Origin of the sequence: Amycolatopsis japonica (assembly GCF_000732925.1) — a bacterium.
In the GTDB taxonomy this organism is placed as follows: domain Bacteria; phylum Actinomycetota; class Actinomycetes; order Mycobacteriales; family Pseudonocardiaceae; genus Amycolatopsis; species Amycolatopsis japonica.
The window spans coordinates 5800944-5816949 of the sequence record NZ_CP008953.1 but is presented as its reverse complement, the minus strand read 5'-3'; the positions used below and the strand labels follow the sequence as shown (position 1 = coordinate 5816949).

The 16006-nt window shown below is 67.7% G+C and carries 15 protein-coding genes and 1 tRNA gene; 8 read left to right on the top strand and 8 right to left on the bottom strand.

Annotation, left to right across the window (positions count from 1 at the left end):
* Positions 1 to 30: 30 nt before the first annotated feature.
* On the top strand, positions 31 to 468 hold the full coding sequence (locus tag AJAP_RS26830) for a GNAT family N-acetyltransferase (RefSeq protein ID WP_038516356.1): 438 nt from the start codon (positions 31 to 33) through the stop codon (positions 466 to 468).
* 47 nt (positions 469 to 515) lie between these two features.
* On the opposite strand, the gene eda is transcribed toward AJAP_RS26830, so the two are convergent.
* Both eda and edd read right to left on the bottom strand, forming a co-directional pair.
* Complete coding sequence (eda, locus tag AJAP_RS26825; RefSeq protein ID WP_016332712.1) at positions 516 to 1136, bottom strand: bifunctional 4-hydroxy-2-oxoglutarate aldolase/2-dehydro-3-deoxy-phosphogluconate aldolase; 621 nt, start codon at positions 1134 to 1136, stop codon at positions 516 to 518.
* Positions 1133 to 3022 carry a phosphogluconate dehydratase gene (gene edd / locus AJAP_RS26820; RefSeq protein ID WP_038516354.1) on the bottom strand — a complete coding sequence of 630 codons (1890 nt, stop codon included), beginning with the start codon at positions 3020 to 3022 and terminating at the stop codon, positions 1133 to 1135. The genes eda and edd overlap by 4 nt, the downstream gene beginning before the upstream one ends.
* A 264-nt stretch (positions 3023 to 3286) precedes the next feature.
* On the opposite strand from edd, the gene AJAP_RS26815 reads away from it, so the two are divergent.
* The 5 genes from AJAP_RS26815 to AJAP_RS26795 all read left to right on the top strand — a co-directional run bounded on the left by AJAP_RS26815 (position 3287) and on the right by AJAP_RS26795 (position 7502).
* Entirely contained in the window at positions 3287 to 3574 is a 288-nt protein-coding gene (locus AJAP_RS26815; RefSeq protein ID WP_016332714.1) for a hypothetical protein, read from the top strand.
* Complete coding sequence (locus AJAP_RS26810) at positions 3571 to 4401, top strand: hypothetical protein (RefSeq protein WP_038516349.1); 831 nt, start codon at positions 3571 to 3573, stop codon at positions 4399 to 4401. The genes AJAP_RS26815 and AJAP_RS26810 overlap by 4 nt, the downstream gene beginning before the upstream one ends.
* A gap of 51 nt (positions 4402 to 4452) precedes the next feature.
* Positions 4453 to 6369 (top strand): fumarate reductase/succinate dehydrogenase flavoprotein subunit, encoded by a 1917-nt coding sequence (locus tag AJAP_RS26805; RefSeq protein WP_038516346.1) that lies wholly within the window; start codon positions 4453 to 4455, stop codon positions 6367 to 6369.
* On the top strand, positions 6366 to 7118 hold the full coding sequence (locus AJAP_RS26800) for a succinate dehydrogenase/fumarate reductase iron-sulfur subunit (RefSeq protein ID WP_005164720.1): 753 nt from the start codon (positions 6366 to 6368) through the stop codon (positions 7116 to 7118). Before AJAP_RS26805 ends, AJAP_RS26800 begins: the two co-directional genes overlap by 4 nt.
* Before the next feature lie 312 nt (positions 7119 to 7430).
* Positions 7431 to 7502: transfer RNA gene (locus AJAP_RS26795), tRNA-Glu, on the top strand.
* 147 nt (positions 7503 to 7649) lie between these two features.
* Here the strand turns inward: AJAP_RS26795 and AJAP_RS26790 are convergent.
* The 5 genes from AJAP_RS26790 to AJAP_RS26770 form a co-directional block, all read right to left on the bottom strand.
* Positions 7650 to 8093 carry a class I SAM-dependent methyltransferase gene (locus AJAP_RS26790; protein WP_038516343.1) on the bottom strand — a complete coding sequence of 148 codons (444 nt, stop codon included), beginning with the start codon at positions 8091 to 8093 and terminating at the stop codon, positions 7650 to 7652.
* Positions 8094 to 9303: 1210 nt separating this feature from the next.
* Positions 9304 to 10173: an amino acid ABC transporter permease gene (locus tag AJAP_RS26785; protein WP_038516341.1), complete on the bottom strand. Its 870-nt coding sequence runs from the start codon at positions 10171 to 10173 to the stop codon at positions 9304 to 9306.
* Positions 10170 to 10817, bottom strand: a complete 648-nt coding sequence (locus tag AJAP_RS26780) for an amino acid ABC transporter permease (RefSeq protein WP_038516338.1) — start codon at positions 10815 to 10817, stop codon at positions 10170 to 10172. Before AJAP_RS26780 ends, AJAP_RS26785 begins: the two co-directional genes overlap by 4 nt.
* Before the next feature lie 84 nt (positions 10818 to 10901).
* A complete protein-coding gene (locus AJAP_RS26775; protein ID WP_037343263.1) occupies positions 10902 to 11819 on the bottom strand; it encodes a glutamate ABC transporter substrate-binding protein in 918 nt (305 codons plus the stop codon).
* Between the two features lie 55 nt (positions 11820 to 11874).
* A complete protein-coding gene (locus AJAP_RS26770) occupies positions 11875 to 12603 on the bottom strand; it encodes an amino acid ABC transporter ATP-binding protein (protein ID WP_007029281.1) in 729 nt (242 codons plus the stop codon).
* A 394-nt stretch (positions 12604 to 12997) separates the two neighbouring features.
* Between AJAP_RS26770 and AJAP_RS26765 the strand changes: the two genes are divergently transcribed.
* Positions 12998 to 13687 (top strand): response regulator transcription factor, encoded by a 690-nt coding sequence (locus AJAP_RS26765; protein WP_038516335.1) that lies wholly within the window; start codon positions 12998 to 13000, stop codon positions 13685 to 13687.
* A gap of 4 nt (positions 13688 to 13691) precedes the next feature.
* Positions 13692 to 15098: a sensor histidine kinase gene (locus AJAP_RS26760; RefSeq protein WP_038516332.1), complete on the top strand. Its 1407-nt coding sequence runs from the start codon at positions 13692 to 13694 to the stop codon at positions 15096 to 15098.
* On the opposite strand, the gene AJAP_RS26755 is transcribed toward AJAP_RS26760, so the two are convergent.
* Positions 15088 to 16002 (bottom strand): TAXI family TRAP transporter solute-binding subunit, encoded by a 915-nt coding sequence (locus AJAP_RS26755; protein ID WP_038516329.1) that lies wholly within the window; start codon positions 16000 to 16002, stop codon positions 15088 to 15090. The two genes, AJAP_RS26760 and AJAP_RS26755, sit on opposite strands and share 11 nt — an antisense overlap.
* Positions 16003 to 16006: the final 4 nt, after the last annotated feature.

The window sequence follows — 16006 nt, the reverse complement described above, 5'->3', positions numbered from 1 at the left end:
TAGGCTCGGGTGATCACTGGGAGGACGCACATGATCACCATCGAGCCCTTGAAGCCTGAAGACCGCGAAGCCTGGGAAGGCCTGTTCCGCGCGTACATCGCCTTCTACGAACGTGTTGCGCCGCAAGAGGTCTACGACCGGGCTTGGCGCGAGTTCCAAACGGGGGAGCGGATGCACGCGCTCGGTGCCCACGTGGGCGGCGAGCTCGCCGGGATCGTGCATTTCCTGGTGCACCCCAGCACTTCCGCGCTCACCGACGTCTGTTACCTGCAGGATCTGTTCACCGCGCCGGAAGCCCGCGGCAAGGGGGTCGCGCGGGCGCTGATCGAGGCCGTCGCGGACTGGGCGCGCACCCGCGAGTGCGGCAGGGTCTACTGGCACACCAAGGAATCCAACGCGACGGCGCGCCGCCTGTACGACCGGGTCGCGGTCAACCGGGGCTTCATCCAGTACCAGTTGCCACTGTGAAAGCAGTGAGGGCCACCCGTCACCCGAGTGGCCCTCACCGAGTCGGATCAGAGCTTCGAGGCCTCCGCCGCGAACGCCTCGATCTTCCCGAAGTCCTTGGCGGCCAAGGCATCCTTCGGCGTCAGCCAGGAACCGCCGATACAGCCCACATTGGACAGCGCGAGATAGTCCGGTGCGGTCTTCACGGTGATCCCGCCGGTCGGGCAGAACTTCAGCCCGGGCAGCGGCCCGCCGATCGACTTCAGGTACGCCACGCCGCCACTGGCCTCGGCGGGGAAGAACTTCAGCGCGGTCAGCCCGCGTTCGGCGAGCCGCATCGCCTCCGAAACCGTGCTCGCGCCCGGCAGGAACGGCAGGCCGGTGTCGAACGCGGCGTCCAGCACGGCGTCCGTGCAGCCGGGGGTCACCAGGAACTTCGCGCCTGCGTCGGCCGCCTGCTTGGCGTGTTCGGGCGCCGTGACGGTCCCGGCGCCGATGACGATCTCCGGGACCTCCGCGGCGATCCGCTCGATCGAGGCGAGTGCCGCCGGGGTGCGCAGGGTCAGCTCGATCACGCCGATCCCGCCCGCGAGCAGGGCCCGCGCGGTGGGCACGGCGTCGGCGGCGTCGTCGAGCACGACGACGGGCATCACGGGGGACAGACCGAGCAGGTCGGCGCCGGTGGTCACTGGGTTACCTCCACAGGGGTCAACGTGTGCGCCGGAGCGCCGAAGTGTTCCGGCGTGAGCGGTCCGAACACGCTCGCGCCCTGATCGGCGGGGCCGACCGCGCGGCGCAGCGCCGCGAACAGCTCCCGGCCGGTGCCGGTCCAGGATGCCTCCGAAGGCGGGGAGTCCACCAGTTCACGGCGGGCGAGTTCTTCGTCACCCACGAGGACGTCGAGCGTCCCGGCCTTGGCGTCGAGGCGGACGACGTCGCCGTCGGCGATCCGCGCGATCGGGCCGCCCGCGGCGGCTTCCGGGGTCACCTGGATCGCCGCGGGGATCTTGCCGGACGCGCCCGACATCCGGCCGTCGGTGAGCAACGCCACCTGGTGCCCGCGGTCCATCAGCACCCCCAGCGCCGGGGTGAGCCCGTGCAGTTCCGGCATGCCGTTGGCCTGGGGACCCTGCTGCCGGATGACCACGACGACGTCGCGGTCCAGCTCGCCGGCCTCGAAAGCGTCCTTGAAGGACTTCTGGTCGGTGAAGACCCGCGCCGGGGCCTGCACGATCCGGTGTTCCGGTGCCACCGCGGACACCTTGATCACCGCGCGGCCGAGGTTGCCCGCGACCATCCGCAGCCCGCCGTCGGCGGCGAACGGCCGCCACGCGGGGCGCAGGACGTCCTCGTCGAGGCTGCGCGTCGGGACGTCGCGCCAGACCAGTTCACCCTCGGAAAGGATCGGCTCCTGCCGGTAGCGGTGCAGGCCCGGACCGGCGACGGTCTGGACGTCCTCGTGCAGCAGACCCGCGTCGAGCAACGTGCCGACCAGGAACTGGATGCCCCCGGCGGCGTGGAAGTGGTTGATGTCCGCGCTGCCGTTCGGGTACACGCGGGCCAGCAGCGGGATCACCGACGACAGATCGGAGAAGTCGTCCCAGGTCAGCTGGATGCCCGCGGCGGCGGCGATCGCGACGAGGTGCATCGTGTGATTGGTCGAACCGCCCGTGGCGAGCAGCGCGATGACGCCGTTGACGACGGCCTTCTCGTCGATCACGCGCGAGACCGGCGTGTACTCCTCGCCGCGCGAGAGTTTCACGACGCGACGCCCGGCCTCTTCGGTGAGCACCCGCCGCAGCGGCGAGTTCGGCTGCACGAAGCTGGCGCCCGGCAGGTGCAGGCCCATCACCTCGACGACCATCTGGTTCGAGTTGGCCGTGCCGTAGAAGGTGCACGTCCCCGCCGAGTGGTACGAAGCCGCTTCGGCGTCCAGCAGGTCTTCGCGGGTCGCCTTGCCCTCGGCGTAGAGCTGGCGCACGCGCGCCTTCTCCTTGTTCGGCAGGCCGGAGTTCATCGGCCCGGCGGGCACGAGGATCGTCGGGAGGTGCCCGAAGGACAGCGCCCCGATCAGCAGGCCGGGCACGATCTTGTCGCAGACGCCGAGCAGCAGCGCCGCGTCGAACATGTCGTGGGACAGCGCGATCGCGGTCGACATCGCGATCACCTCGCGGCTGAACAGCGACAGCTCCATCCCCGGGCGGCCCTGGGTGACGCCGTCGCACATCGCGGGCACGCCGCCGGCGAACTGGGCGACGCCGCCCGCCTGGCGGACCGAGCCCTTCAGCAGCGCGGGGTACTCCTGCATCGGCTGGTGCGCCGAAAGCATGTCGTTGTAGGACGAGACGATCGCGACGCCCGGCGCCCGCGAGGCGCGCAGTGCCGCTTTGTCGACACCTTCCATCGCGGCGAAGCCGTGGGCGAGGTTGCTGCAGTCGAGGCCCCGCCGCACCGGCCCTTCCTCGTGGGCGGCGGCGACGCGCTCGAGATACGCGGCGCGGGTTTCGGCGCTGCGGGCGGCGACGCGTTCGGTGACTTCGGCGATGATGGGGTGGACGTTCGGGGCGGTGCTCATTGTCCGGCTCCGGATCACTGGTCGTGGTGGTCCGCGGGACGGCAACGCTGACGTCGCTGGGTCGTGACAGTGGCCACAGTAACCCAGGGGAAAGCCCGAATCAAAATCGATACAGAAGATCGACTCGCGTGACCTCCGTCACGTCACTAGGTTCCACTGTGCTACTTGTCACATTGCACAACGCGCGGCAGAGTCGAGACGGCGAGGAATCGCTTGCCTTCGAAGGCTCAAGCGGCCAACCGAACCGACCATCGGGAGGTACCGATGTCCACCACAGAGATCGCCGAGCTTCGGCGAGCCATCGGTCAGCTGAGGCAGTGCGTCGGCGCGCTGCGGTCCCGATACGGCGACGCCTCGGCGGTACGGCGCCTGGCGAACGACGTCGAGCGGCTCGACATCGACGCGACGGACCTCGACACGACCCCGAACGCGGTGCCCGCGCAGGCGAAGGCCGCCGATCGGGTCCAAGTTCCCGATACGCCCTACGACCCGGCGCTGTGGCAAGGCGCCGATGACGAAGGCGTCGGCGGCTACAAGCGCGACCAGCGGTGAGCGCCCCCGCCGGCAATGAGGCCGGACGGGGTACGGGGGTCCGCGCGCCGTCGCGGGCCCGGATCGCCGAAAGAACGCTGCGCACCGACCGATGGTGGCTGTCCCCGCTGCTGACCGTCCTCGGCCTCTCCGCCTTCATCATCTACGCGACGATCAGGTCCTTCGTGCGCACCGCGTACTGGGTGCCCGAGTACCACTACCTGACGCCGTTCTATTCGCCCTGTGTCTCGGAATCCTGCGTCGAAGGCTCCCGGCATTTCGGGGCCTGGATCGGCGAACTGCCGGGCTTCATCCCGCTCGGCTTCCTGGTCCTGCCGTTCCTGCTGGGCTTCCGGCTGACCTGCTACTACTACCGCAAGGCCTACTACCGGGCCGTCTGGTTCTCGCCGCCCGCCTGCGCGGTCGCCGAACCGCACGCGAAGTACACCGGGGAGACCCGGCTGCCGCTGATCATCCAGAACGCCCACCGCTACTTCTTCTACGTGGCCGTGGTCGTCTCGCTGATCAACACCTACGACGCGATCACCGCCTTCCACGGCAAGACCGGCGGATTCGGTTTCGGGCTCGGCAACATCGTGCTGCTCGGCAACGTGATCCTGTTGTGGGCGTACACGTTGTCGTGCCATTCGTGCCGTCACGTGACCGGCGGCAGGCTCAAGCACTTCTCCAAACATCCGGTCCGCTACTGGATCTGGACCCAGGTGACGAAACTCAACACCCGCCACATGGCGCTGGCGTGGACGACGCTCGGCACGCTCGTGCTGACCGACCTCTACGTGATGCTCGTGGCGAGCGGTGCGATTTCGGATCTGCGGTTCATCAACTAGCGGCGCGGGAATCTCCCGTCCCCGGCGACAAGCTTCGAGGTGGCTCTTTTCATGACCGAGGTCGAACGGCTCAGCTACGACGTGGTGGTGATCGGTGCCGGCGGTGCCGGCCTCCGCGCGGTCATCGAAGCCCGCGAACGCGGCTTCAGCGTCGCGGTGGTGTGCAAATCGCTCTTCGGCAAGGCACATACCGTGATGGCCGAAGGCGGCTGCGCGGCGTCGATGGGCAACGCGAATTCGAACGACAACTGGCAGGTGCACTTCCGCGACACCATGCGCGGCGGGAAGTTCCTCAACAACTGGCGGATGGCCGAACTCCACGCCAGGGAGGCGCCGGACCGGGTCTGGGAACTGGAGACCTACGGCGCGCTGTTCGACCGCACCGCCGACGGCCGGATCAGCCAGCGCAACTTCGGCGGGCACACGTACCCGCGGCTGGCGCACGTCGGCGACCGCACCGGGCTCGAACTGATCCGCACGATGCAGCAGAAAATCGTTTCGCTGCAACAAGAGGACTTCAAGGAGACCGGTGACTACGAGGCGAGGATCAAGGTCTTCGCCGAATGCACGATCACCGAGCTCCTGACCGAAGACGGCCGGATCTCCGGCGCCTTCGGGTACTGGCGCGAGAGCGGCCGGTTCATCCTGTTCGAGGCGCCGGCGGTGGTGCTGGCGACCGGCGGCATCGGGAAATCCTTCAAGGTCACCTCGAACTCGTGGGAGTACACCGGCGACGGGCACGCGCTGGCGCTGCGGGCCGGGGCGACGCTCATCAACATGGAGTTCGTCCAGTTCCACCCGACGGGCATGGTCTGGCCGCCGAGTGTGAAGGGGATCCTGGTCACCGAAGGCGTCCGAGGTGACGGCGGGGTCCTCAAGAACACCGAGGACAAGCGGTTCATGTTCGAGTACGTCCCCGACGTGTTCAAGGGGCAGTACGCGGACAGCGAAGAGGAAGCCGACCGCTGGTACACCGACCAGGAGAAGAACCGCCGCACGCCGGATCTGCTGCCGCGTGACGAGGTGGCGCGCGCGATCAACTCGGAGGTCAAGGCGGGCCGGGGATCGCCGCACGGCGGGGTCTTCCTCGACATCGCCAGCAGGCTGCCCGCGGAGGAGATCCGCAAACGGCTGCCGTCGATGTACCACCAGTTCAAGGAACTCGCCGACGTCGACATCACGAAGGAACCGATGGAGGTCGGCCCCACCTGTCACTACGTGATGGGCGGGATCGAGGTCGACCCGGACACCGCGTCGTCGAGCGTGCCGGGGCTGTTCGCCGCCGGTGAGTGCTCGGGCGGGATGCACGGGTCGAACCGGCTCGGCGGCAACTCCCTTTCGGATCTGCTCGTCTTCGGCCGTCGTGCGGGCCTCGGCGCCGCGTCCTATGTCGCGGAGCTGAAGGATCGCCCGAAGGTCAGTCAGTCCGATGTGGACGCCGCCGCGGCGATGGCGCTCGCGCCGTTCGACCCGCCGGGTGACGGCGTCGAGGAGAACCCGTACAGCCTGCACACCGAACTGCAGCAGTCGATGAACGACCTGGTCGGCATCATCCGCAAGGCGGAGGAGATCGAGCGGGCGCTGGAGAAGCTCGGCGAGCTGCGCGAGCGGATCAAGCGGGTCACCGTCGAAGGGCACCGGCAGTTCAACCCCGGCTGGCATCTCGCCGTCGACCTGCGGAACATGCTGATGGTCAGCGAATGCGTCGCCAGGGCCGCGCTCACCAGGACCGAGAGCCGGGGCGGGCACACGCGCGACGACCATCCGGGCATGGACGCCCAGTGGCGCAACAAACTCCTGGTCTGCTCGGCCACCGCGGGCGACAACCCGGTGGTGCCGGACATCGGCGTCGAGGTCAAGGCGCAGACGCCGTTGCGGCAGGACCTGCTGGAGCTGTTCGAACTGTCCGAGCTGGGGAAGTACTACACCGACGAAGAACTGACTTCGCACCCCGGGAGTCCGGCATGAGTTACAAGGCGAGTTTCCGGGTCTGGCGCGGCGACGCCGATTCGGGTGAGCTGCAGGACTACAGCGTCGAGGTCAACGAGGGCGAGGTCGTCCTCGACATCATCCACCGGTTGCAGGCCACCCAGGCCTCGGATCTGGCGGTGCGGTGGAACTGCAAGGCGGGCAAATGTGGTTCGTGCTCGGCGGAGATCAACGGCAAGCCGCGGTTGCTGTGCATGACGCGGATGTCGACCTTCACCGAGGACGAGGTCATCACCGTGACGCCGATGCGGACGTTCCCGGTGATCCGCGACCTGGTGACCGACGTGTCGTTCAACTACACCAAGGCCCGCGAGATCCCGTCGTTCACGCCGCCCCCGGAGCTGAAGCCGGGGGAGTACCGGATGCAGCAGGTCGACGTCGAGCGCTCGCAGGAGTTCCGCAAGTGCATCGAATGCTTCCTGTGTCAGAACACCTGCCACGTGGTGCGTGACCACGAGGAGAACAAGGAAGCCTTCGCCGGGCCCCGGTACCTGATGCGGATCGCCGAACTCGAAATGCACCCCCTCGACGTCGCCGACCGGCGTGACGAGGCGCAGGAGGAGCACGGGCTCGGGTACTGCAACATCACCAAGTGCTGCTCGGACGTGTGCCCGGAGGGCATCCACATCACCGACAACGCGCTGATCCCGATGAAGGAACGCGTCGCGGACCGGAAGTACGACCCCATCGTGTGGCTGGGGAACAAACTGTTCCGGCGGGACAAGTAGCCATTCCTGGTGAGTGGCGAGGGCGGTCTGACCGTCCTCGCCACTCTCTTTAATCGGTTGCCGCCGCTCCCTTGCCTGTCGCACACTTACCGCACACACCGACCGAGGAGGACGCATGACGCGACGTTGTTACGCCATGGTCCTTGGTATGGAAGAGAAACACGGCTCCACGCCGCCGTCCTAGCCGGACGTCGCGTACGCGGAGCCGCCCTTCGGGAAACCGAACCGGGCGGCTTTTTCTTTGCGGTGACCCTGATTTCTGGAACGAAGCAGTCCGGTGCGCGATGCGTGCCGGACTGTGTTCCAGGCCAAGGCGCGTTGGTCCAGCGGAATGGATACCGGGTTTTCACCCCGGTGACGTGGGTTCGACTCCCACACGCGCTACGCCCCGGCACGGCGGGGAAACCTGTTCCGTCGTACCGGTGCGGCGGTGTGGGGTCCGTGTGTCCCATACCGCCAGACGCGCACGGTCCGGCGACCGGCCGGGATTCATAGCCCCGGCCAGCCTGGCTCGACACCAGGGTGCGCGACTCAGCCCGTCTTGCGGGCGCTGTGCACGTCGCCGCTCTCGTGACGGCGCAGGACGAGATCCTGGAAACCGTTGTCCCGCAGGCCTTCTTCCAGGTTGAGCCCGTTCGTGGCGACGACCACCAGCAGCCCGCCCGTCACCAGGCTCGCGGCGACGCGACCGAGATGGGCCGGTGACTCCAGGAAGGCGACGACGACGTCGAAGGCGCCCATCACCGGCAGCCGGGCGATCTGGTGGACCTCGTACGAGATCCCGACGGGATCGCGTTCCTCTTCGCGTTGCGCGACCGCGATCGAGGCCTGATCCGCGTCGACGCCGACCACGCGGCGCGCGCCCTCTCGCCGGAACAGGCGCGGATAGCGGCCATCGCCGCACCCGACGACCAGGACCGCCCTGCCCGCCAGGTCCGGCAGCGCTTCGAGCAGCGTCGCGGCCTGGTCCGCCATACGGCCGACGCTAGCCGAGCGGCTGCTGTCCCGACAGGACCAAGAGGCCTATCTCGCGTCGAGGTCCTGCCGGGCGGGATCGGGCGGGCCGGTGCTGCGGTCTACTTGAACTTGTACTGGGGCTCGGGAGTGGCTTGGACCACCGAGGTGCCAACCGGACAAACCGCATTGGAGTAGTAGCTGGAGGAGTATGTCTCGTAGTTCCCGAAAACTACCGCCCCGTTGCTGCACTTCGCTTGGGTTATGTAACCGGCGCTGTCGCTCGGCCCGGAGTCGCATTTGAAGCTGGCGACCCGCGGATAACTGTGGTCGTGGCAAACCTGGCCCTTGTATACGAATTCCACGGTTGCGGGGCTAGGATTTTCCGAGGCCAAGGCGGACCCGGTGGCGACCGTTGCGCTTGTTACGAGGGCAAGCATTGTCGCGGCTACGAGAATCCTGCGTGTCGAGGTCATGGTCTCCCCTTATGGCACCTAGATGGCACGACGCGAGTGCGCATGTATATGTGATGCGTGACAATCGCATGAATGGTCGAGCGACCCCTTTGTGCGGTTTCGTATTTCGCTCGATGGATCAACGCTAGCTCTAACTTGTTGTGCTGCCAAGATGATCGTCGTGGTTCACGCGTGTGGAGTAAGCGGGTGGATCTGGTGGCTTTCCTTGCAGGTGGAGGCGTTGACCGAGTGATCATCCGGATGGAGGTATGGGTGGATCCGTGGGGTGCGGTATTAGTTGAACTGCTTTCGTAATTCGGGCACTGAGGGGAGAGTCTTGTGATGTCTAAATCGTTCGGCACTGCATTGGCGACAATGGCGATGATCGCGGCGAGTGTTATTTCGGCGCCGACGGCAGATGCTTCTGCGGAAACGTTGCTCTGGTCCTGTGGTTCATCGTGGAATCCGTATGACCCGGAGCAAGGTAGTGGCGCGGCTTGGTCGTCGTGTTCGTCGGATGCGCCCGCGTCGCTGAGGCATCGCGTAGGTATCTGGTGCAACGGTAGCGGTCCCTGGTGGGGCGGATGGACCACAAAGGATCGCCTTTCGACGACTTATTGTTCCGGCGGAGAGCGTGCGACGAATTCCGCGGTGGATTTCTACTACTGATCCGAATTCGGTGATGCGGTACTGCCGCATCTTCGGCAAAGCGCGAGCACAGCAAGAGGCCCCGTCGCGCGCTGCGCGGCGGGGCCTCTTCCGGATTTCTGGACGGATCAGGCGGAGGCGGCGGCTCCCAGTCCGGTCTCCTCGGCCTTCTTCTCGTCCAGGTCGATGTGCTTCTTGCTGCGCCGGTTGCGCTTCTCCAGATACGTCGCCAGCGCCGTCAACAGCAGGCACAGGCAGATGTAGATACCGGTCGCGACCAGCGTCGACGGCACGATCGGCCGGCCGAACTCGCCCTGCGTGCCGATGTAGCGGGCGTAGTACAGCAGTTCCTGGAAGGTGATGATGAAGCCGAGCGCGGTGTCCTTCAGGAGCACCACCATCTGGCTGATGATCGTCGGCAGCATCGCCCGGATCGCCTGCGGCAGCAGGACGGTGAACATCACCTGGGTCTTGCGCATGCCGAGTGCGTACGCGGCTTCGGCCTGGCCCTTCGGCAGGGCCTGGATGCCGGCGCGGAAGACTTCCGCGAGCACTGAGCCGTTGTACAGCGTGAGGCCGAAGACCACACCGAGGAACGGCGTCATCGGGACGCCGACGGCCGGGAGGCCGAAGTAGAACAGGAACATCAGGATCAGCGCGGGGATGGCGCGGAAGAACTCCACGATCGCGCCGGAGATGCGCCGGATCCAGGCGTGGTCGGAGAGCCGTCCGGCCGCGAAGACCGCACCGAAGATCAGCGCGAGGACCGCTGCCGCCGCGAACGCGCGGAGCGTTTCCAGCACCGCGTTCAGCAGGTCGATCTGGACCTGCTGGTACTGGAGCCATTCCCATTTGCGCGCGGTGAACTGGCCGGTGTCGTAGAACCGGTAGACGACGAAGGCGATGAACGCGGCGATGGCGAGGACGCCGATGACCGCGTAGATGCGGTGGCGCATCCGCGCCTTGGGGCCGGGGACGTCGAACAGGACACTGCTCATCGGGCCACGCTCCAGCGCTTCTCCAGGCTCCGCTGGATGAGAGAAAGGACGGCGACGAGGATGATGAAGCCCAGGGCGACCCACAGCAGGCCGATCAACTGGTTGTCACCTCGCTCCGAGAGGTACGACCGGATCGCCCCGGCCTCGGCGACCGAGAAGCCCGCGGCGATCGTGGTGTTCTTCAGCAACGCGATCAGGGTGCTGATCAGCGGCGGCGCCACGGAGCGCAGCGCCTGCGGCAGGACGATCTGGCCGAGGATCTGACCGAACGTCAGTCCCAGCGCGCGCCCGGCCTCGGCCTGGCCGACCGGGACCGTGTTGATACCGGACCGGACGACCTCGCAGATGAACGCCGAGGTGTACACGATCAGCGCGACGACCGCGGCGGTGAAGAAGCTGAGCTTGACGATTTCGAGCAGGGGGTACGCGAACACGAAGAACGCGAACACCAGCGTCAGCGGGGTGTTGCGGATGAGGGTCACATAGGTCGTTCCCGCCGCGCGGAACGCCAGGACCGGACTCACCCGCAGCATCGCCAGGATCGTGCCGAGGATCAGGCTGCCGACCGCCGACCAGAGGAACAGTTCGATCGTGGTGAGGAAGAACGGACCGTAGAGATCCAGGTTGTCGAGCAGGACGTTCATGGAGCCTTTCCCCGCTGCCGTCGACTGGAGGTGGGTGTGGAGCGGCCGGTGAACCCGTCACGGGTCCACCGGCCGCTGGTTACATCAGTACTTCTGCAGGGTGGGCTTCTGCGCCGCCGAACCCGACTTGCCGAGGGTGGCGTCGTAGATCTTCTGCCAGGTGCCGTCGTCCAGCGCCTTCTGCAGGGTGTCGTTGATCTTGTCGCGAAGGACCTTGTCGTCCTTCTTCAGACCGATGCCGTACGGCTCCTTCGAGAAGGTCTTGCCGACGACCTTGAAGCTGTCGGAGTCCTCCGAAGCGAAGCCCTTCAGGATCGCGTCGTCGGTGGTGACCGCGTCGACCTCCTTGGTGCTGAGCTTCTCGACGCACTGCGAGTACTTCTGGAACTCGACGATGTTGCCGGGCTCGGTCAGGTTCTGCTCGCGGACGCGCTGGATCGGGGTCGAGCCGGTGACCGAGCAGACCTTCTTGCCCTTCAAGGTCTCCGGGCCGGTGATCGTCGTCTCGTCCTTGCGCACCAGCAGGTCCTGGCCGGCCTCGAAGTACGGGCCGGCGAAGGAGATCTGCGCCTTGCGCTTGTCGTTGATCGTGTAGGTGCCGACGTAGTAGTCGACGTCGCCGTTCACGATGGCCTGCTCACGGGCACCCGAGTCGACCGTCTTGAAGGTGATCTTGTCTTCGCCGAAGCCGAGGCTCGCGGCGACGAGCTTCGCGATTTCGATGTCGAAACCGGCGAACTTGCCGCTCGTCGGGTCCTTCTTGCCCAGACCAGGCTGGTCGTCCTTGGCGCCAAGGGTCAGCTTGCCCGCGGCCTTGATCTTCGCGAAGACCGGGGAGCCCGCGAGGTCGACGTTCGACGCCACCGTGTACTGGGGCAGCTGGGCACCGGCGTTCGCGCCTTCGGAGCTGCCGCCCGGCGAGCTGGGCGTGCCTTCCTTGCCACAAGCGGTCAGTGCGAGACTGCCGACGAGCAGACCCACCGCAAGGGTGCGGATCCTCATGTGAACCTCTCCTGTTTCTTCCGTGATGCGGCACGAGCCCGCGCCGCGGAAACGCTTAGTGGGTCAGGATCTTGCCGAGGAAGTCCTTGGCGCGATCCGTCTTCGGCTTGGTGAAGAAGTCGTCCGGGGTGGAGTCCTCGACGATCTCGCCGTCGGACATGAACACCACCCGGTTCGCCGCGCGCCGCGCGAAGCCCATCTCGTGGGTGACGACGAGCATCGTCATCCCGTCCTTGGCGAGCGTGGTCATCACGTCGAGGACCTCCTGGACCATCTCCGGGTCCAGCGCCGAGGTCGGCTCGTCGAACAGCATCACCTTGGGGCGCATGGCCAGCGCGCGGGCGATCGCCACACGCTGCTGCTGCCCGCCGGAAAGCTGGGCGGGGTACTTGTCGGCCTGGTTGGCGATGCCGACACGTTCGAGCAGGTCCATCGCGGTCTTGCGGGCCTCGGCCGAGTTGACCTTGCGGACCTTCATCGGCGCGAGCATGACGTTCTCGACGATCGTCTTGTGCGCGAACAGGTTGAACGACTGGAACACCATGCCGACGTCGGCGCGCAGCGCGGCCAGCGCCTTCCCTTCGGCGGGCAGCGGAACACCGTCCACCGCGATCTCGCCGGAGTTGATGGGTTCCAGCCGGTTGATCGCCCGGCACAGCGTCGACTTGCCAGACCCGGACGGCCCGAGCACGACCACGACCTGCCCACGCGGCACCTCGAGGTTGATCTCCTTGAGCACGTGCAGGTCGCCGAAGTACTTGTTCACGGCGGCCGCCTTGATCATCGGCGCCGCCACCTCCGCGGTCATCTGGCCTCCAGGAGCGTTCGTTTGCAGGGGACTGCGGGGTCAGGCACCACGCGATGGCGGAAACCTACTCCCGTCGGACCGCTTGTAAAGACGGCTTGACCAATACTTAGGGTTTCAAGTCCGTATCGTTCTCAAGCCACCGGACGGCCCGATCCGCCGCCGTCCGGCGCTGATCAGCCTAGACAAGCCGGGGGTATCCCGTAACCGGGGTCACACAAGATCTGTGACGCATCGTGACCATTACCGCGTGCAGCGGGTCCCTCACAGGGCCATCCGGCCCAGCGGTACGGGCAGCGCGAGTGGTGACTCACCCCATAGAGTCGTTCCTCAAGTCGTCGCGGTGCGGGGACGGCGTGAAAGGGAAACACGGGTGCGGGTACTGCTGGTGGAGGACGACGACCGGGTCGCGGGTGCCTTGACGCCCGCGCTGACCCGGCGCGGCCTGACGATCAAACGCCTGGCCTCCGGCGCTGGGGTGCTCGATCTGGTGCACGAGGTCGACGTCGTGCTGCTCGACCTGGGGCTCCCCGATATCGACGGGATCGTGCTGTGCCGCCGGATCCGCGCGGTCAGCGACGTCGCGGTGATCGTCGTTTCGGCGCGGGGCGAGGTCGACGACCGGATCCAGGGTTTGCGGTCCGGCGCCGACGACTATCTGGTGAAGCCCTACGACGTCGACGAGCTGGTCGCCCGCGTCGAGGCCGTGCGCCGTCGCCGCGGGGAGCGGCCCGCCGCGCCCGAACCGGCGGGCGTCATCCGGGCGGGTGATGTCTCCGTCGATATCGGGCGCCATGAGGTGCAGGTCGACGGACAGCCGGTTTCGTTGTCCCGTAAGGAATTCCAGGTGCTCGCGCTGGTGGTCACGGCCCGTGGCGCGGTCTGCGCCCGTGACCACGTGCTGAACGAGGTCTGGGGCCATCGTGGTCCCGCGGAGAGCCGGTCGCTCGACGTCCACGTCGCCACCCTGCGGACCAAACTCGGCAGGCCCGCGCTGATCGAGACCGTCCGCGGCGTCGGGTACCGCCTCGGCGGCGCCTACGGCCCTGCCGAGGAGGGCTGAGCCGGTGCGCGTCCGGCTCCAGGCGATCGTGCTGACGCTGGTCGCGGCGCTCGTGTTCGGCCTCGGCATCCCGCTCTCGCTCAGCGTGGCGGCCAGTGCGCAGCTCGACCTCTTCCTCGACCGGCTCACCGACACCTCCCGGTTCGCGTCGCTGGCCCAGCGCCCGCTGGTGGAGAACCGGCCGGACCTGATCGAGGACGAACTCCGCCGCTACACCGAGGTCTACGGGGTGCCGGTGGCGATCGTCGACCAGGACGGCGAATCCGTCGCCGGAGGGCCGGGCGAGACGGCCGGGATCGACCTCAAGGACCCCGTCATCGCCTCGCATCTGCAGCAGGCGCTGGCCGGGCGGCGTTCGGAACCCGGTCCGCTGCTGCTGCCGTGGTCCACCGAGCCGCTGGTGCTGGCCGAGCCGATCCTGATCGACGGCGAGGTGCGGGGCGCGGTGATCACCGTCTCCTCGACGGACAAGGCCCGCACCGCGCTGCTGTGGTGGTGGCTGCTCATCGCGGCGGGCGCGGTGCTGGCGTTCGGGCTCGCGTTGCTGGTCGCGGTGCCGGTGGTGCGCTGGATCCTGCGCCCGGTCCGCCGGCTGGACGACGCCACCGGCGAACTGGTCGCCTCCGTGGTCAGCGGCCGCGAGGTCAAACGGGTGGGGGAGACGGGCGGTCCGCCGGAACTGCGGCAGCTCGAACGCTCCTTCGACCGGATGGCCGCCAGCGTCGACGAGGCTCTCTCCGCGCAGCGCGCGTTCGTCGCCGACGCCTCCCACCAGCTGCGGAACCCACTGACCGCGTTGAAGATCCGGCTCGGCAACCTCGACGGGCACGTCGACGACGACCTGGCCGCGGCCGATCTCGAAGCCGCCCTCGTCGACGCGCGACGGCTCAACCAGATCCTCGACGAGCTCCTTTCACTGGCCAGGGCCGAATCCTCGGGCGGCGAACTGGTGCCGGTCGGCCTCGACGAGATGGTGGGCGCCCGGGTCGCCGACTGGACCGTCGTCGGCGCGGCACGCGACATCACCCTGGTCGCGTCCGGGCTGGGCGGCGGGCTGAGGGTGCTCACGCCCGCGCGCGGCCTCGAAGTGGTCCTCGACGCGCTGCTGGACAACGCGCTCAAGTTCACCGAGCCGGGGACCGAGGTGCGGGTCGACGTCACCACCGCGGACGGGAAGGTGGACATCGCCGTCCGCGACCACGGCCCCGGCCTGCGCGACGACGAACTGGACCGCGCGGCGGACCGGTTCTGGCGCAGTACCGCGCATCAGAACGTGCCCGGCTCCGGCCTCGGCCTGGCGATCGTCACCGAGATCCTGGCCAGATCGGACGGTTCGCTGCGGCTCGGTTCACCCGAAGGCGGCGGTCTGCAGGTGACGGTGACCCTGCCCTTGAACGGTGCTAGTCCTTGAGTGACCGGAAGTAGCGCAGCGCCCCCGGATGCAGCGGCAGGGGAGCGGTCTCGATGGCGGGGTGGACGTCGATCGACAACGCCGCGCCCGCCGCCTTGACCAGCTGGTCCCGCGCGTCGAACAGCCCGCGTACCAGCGCCTCGGCGACGTCGTCCCGCATCGACGTGGGCACCACCAGGAAGTTCGGCAGCACGAGCGTGGTCACCGGCGACGGCAGGTTGTAGGCGGTCACCGGGATGGTCGCGGTCCGGTACACCGGGCTGGTGGCGCGCAGCGCGTCCGCGAGGTCGGTGATGTCGAGCAGCCGCAGGCCGACCGTGTGCACCTTCTCGGTGATCGACGGCGTTGGAAGGCCACCCGACCAGATGACGGCGTCGATCTGCCGGTTCTCCAGCGCGGGCAGCGCCTCGGGAAGGCCGAGGTTGCGCCGGTCGATCGCGCCGGTCAGCCCGGACGCCTTCAGCAACTGCTTCGACAGGAACTCGACCCCCGAGTCCGGCGAGCCGATCGCGACCTTGCGGCCGCGCAACTGCGCGAACGACTTGATCGACGAGTCGGCCCGCACGATGACGTGCAGGTAGTCGTCGTGCACGCGGGCCAGCGCGGCCAGGCCGGCGCTCTTGTCGGCGGCGGCGACGTCGGCGGCCACGAACGCGACGTCGGCCTTCCCCGCGCGCACCCGGTCGACGTTGTCCGGGGAGCCGTGCGTCTCCTGGATCTCGGGCCGCTCGGTGTCCAGCTGAGCGGCCCACGCGTCGGCCAGCGCCTCGGCCAGTTTGTCGTAGACGCCGCCGTTGAGCCCCGCCGCGATCCGCACCTTCGTCCCGGACAGATCGGGTCCGCACCCGGTGACCAGGGCACAGACCACGGCGATCACCGCCGCCAGCACCCCTGGTCTCCTCATGAGG

Coding starts and splice junctions, on each gene's coding strand:
- AJAP_RS26830 (WP_038516356.1), top strand. CDS start 31: ATGATCACCATCGAGCCCTTGAAGCCTGAAGACCGCGAAGCCTGGGAA.
- edd (WP_038516354.1), bottom strand. CDS start 3,022: ATGAGCACCGCCCCGAACGTCCACCCCATCATCGCCGAAGTCACCGAA.
- AJAP_RS26815 (WP_016332714.1), top strand. CDS start 3,287: ATGTCCACCACAGAGATCGCCGAGCTTCGGCGAGCCATCGGTCAGCTG.
- AJAP_RS26805 (WP_038516346.1), top strand. CDS start 4,453: ATGACCGAGGTCGAACGGCTCAGCTACGACGTGGTGGTGATCGGTGCC.
- AJAP_RS26800 (WP_005164720.1), top strand. CDS start 6,366: ATGAGTTACAAGGCGAGTTTCCGGGTCTGGCGCGGCGACGCCGATTCG.
- AJAP_RS26790 (WP_038516343.1), bottom strand. CDS start 8,093: ATGGCGGACCAGGCCGCGACGCTGCTCGAAGCGCTGCCGGACCTGGCG.
- AJAP_RS26785 (WP_038516341.1), bottom strand. CDS start 10,173: ATGAGCAGTGTCCTGTTCGACGTCCCCGGCCCCAAGGCGCGGATGCGC.
- AJAP_RS26780 (WP_038516338.1), bottom strand. CDS start 10,817: ATGAACGTCCTGCTCGACAACCTGGATCTCTACGGTCCGTTCTTCCTC.
- AJAP_RS26775 (WP_037343263.1), bottom strand. CDS start 11,819: ATGAGGATCCGCACCCTTGCGGTGGGTCTGCTCGTCGGCAGTCTCGCA.
- AJAP_RS26770 (WP_007029281.1), bottom strand. CDS start 12,603: ATGATCAAGGCGGCCGCCGTGAACAAGTACTTCGGCGACCTGCACGTG.
- AJAP_RS26755 (WP_038516329.1), bottom strand. CDS start 16,002: ATGAGGAGACCAGGGGTGCTGGCGGCGGTGATCGCCGTGGTCTGTGCC.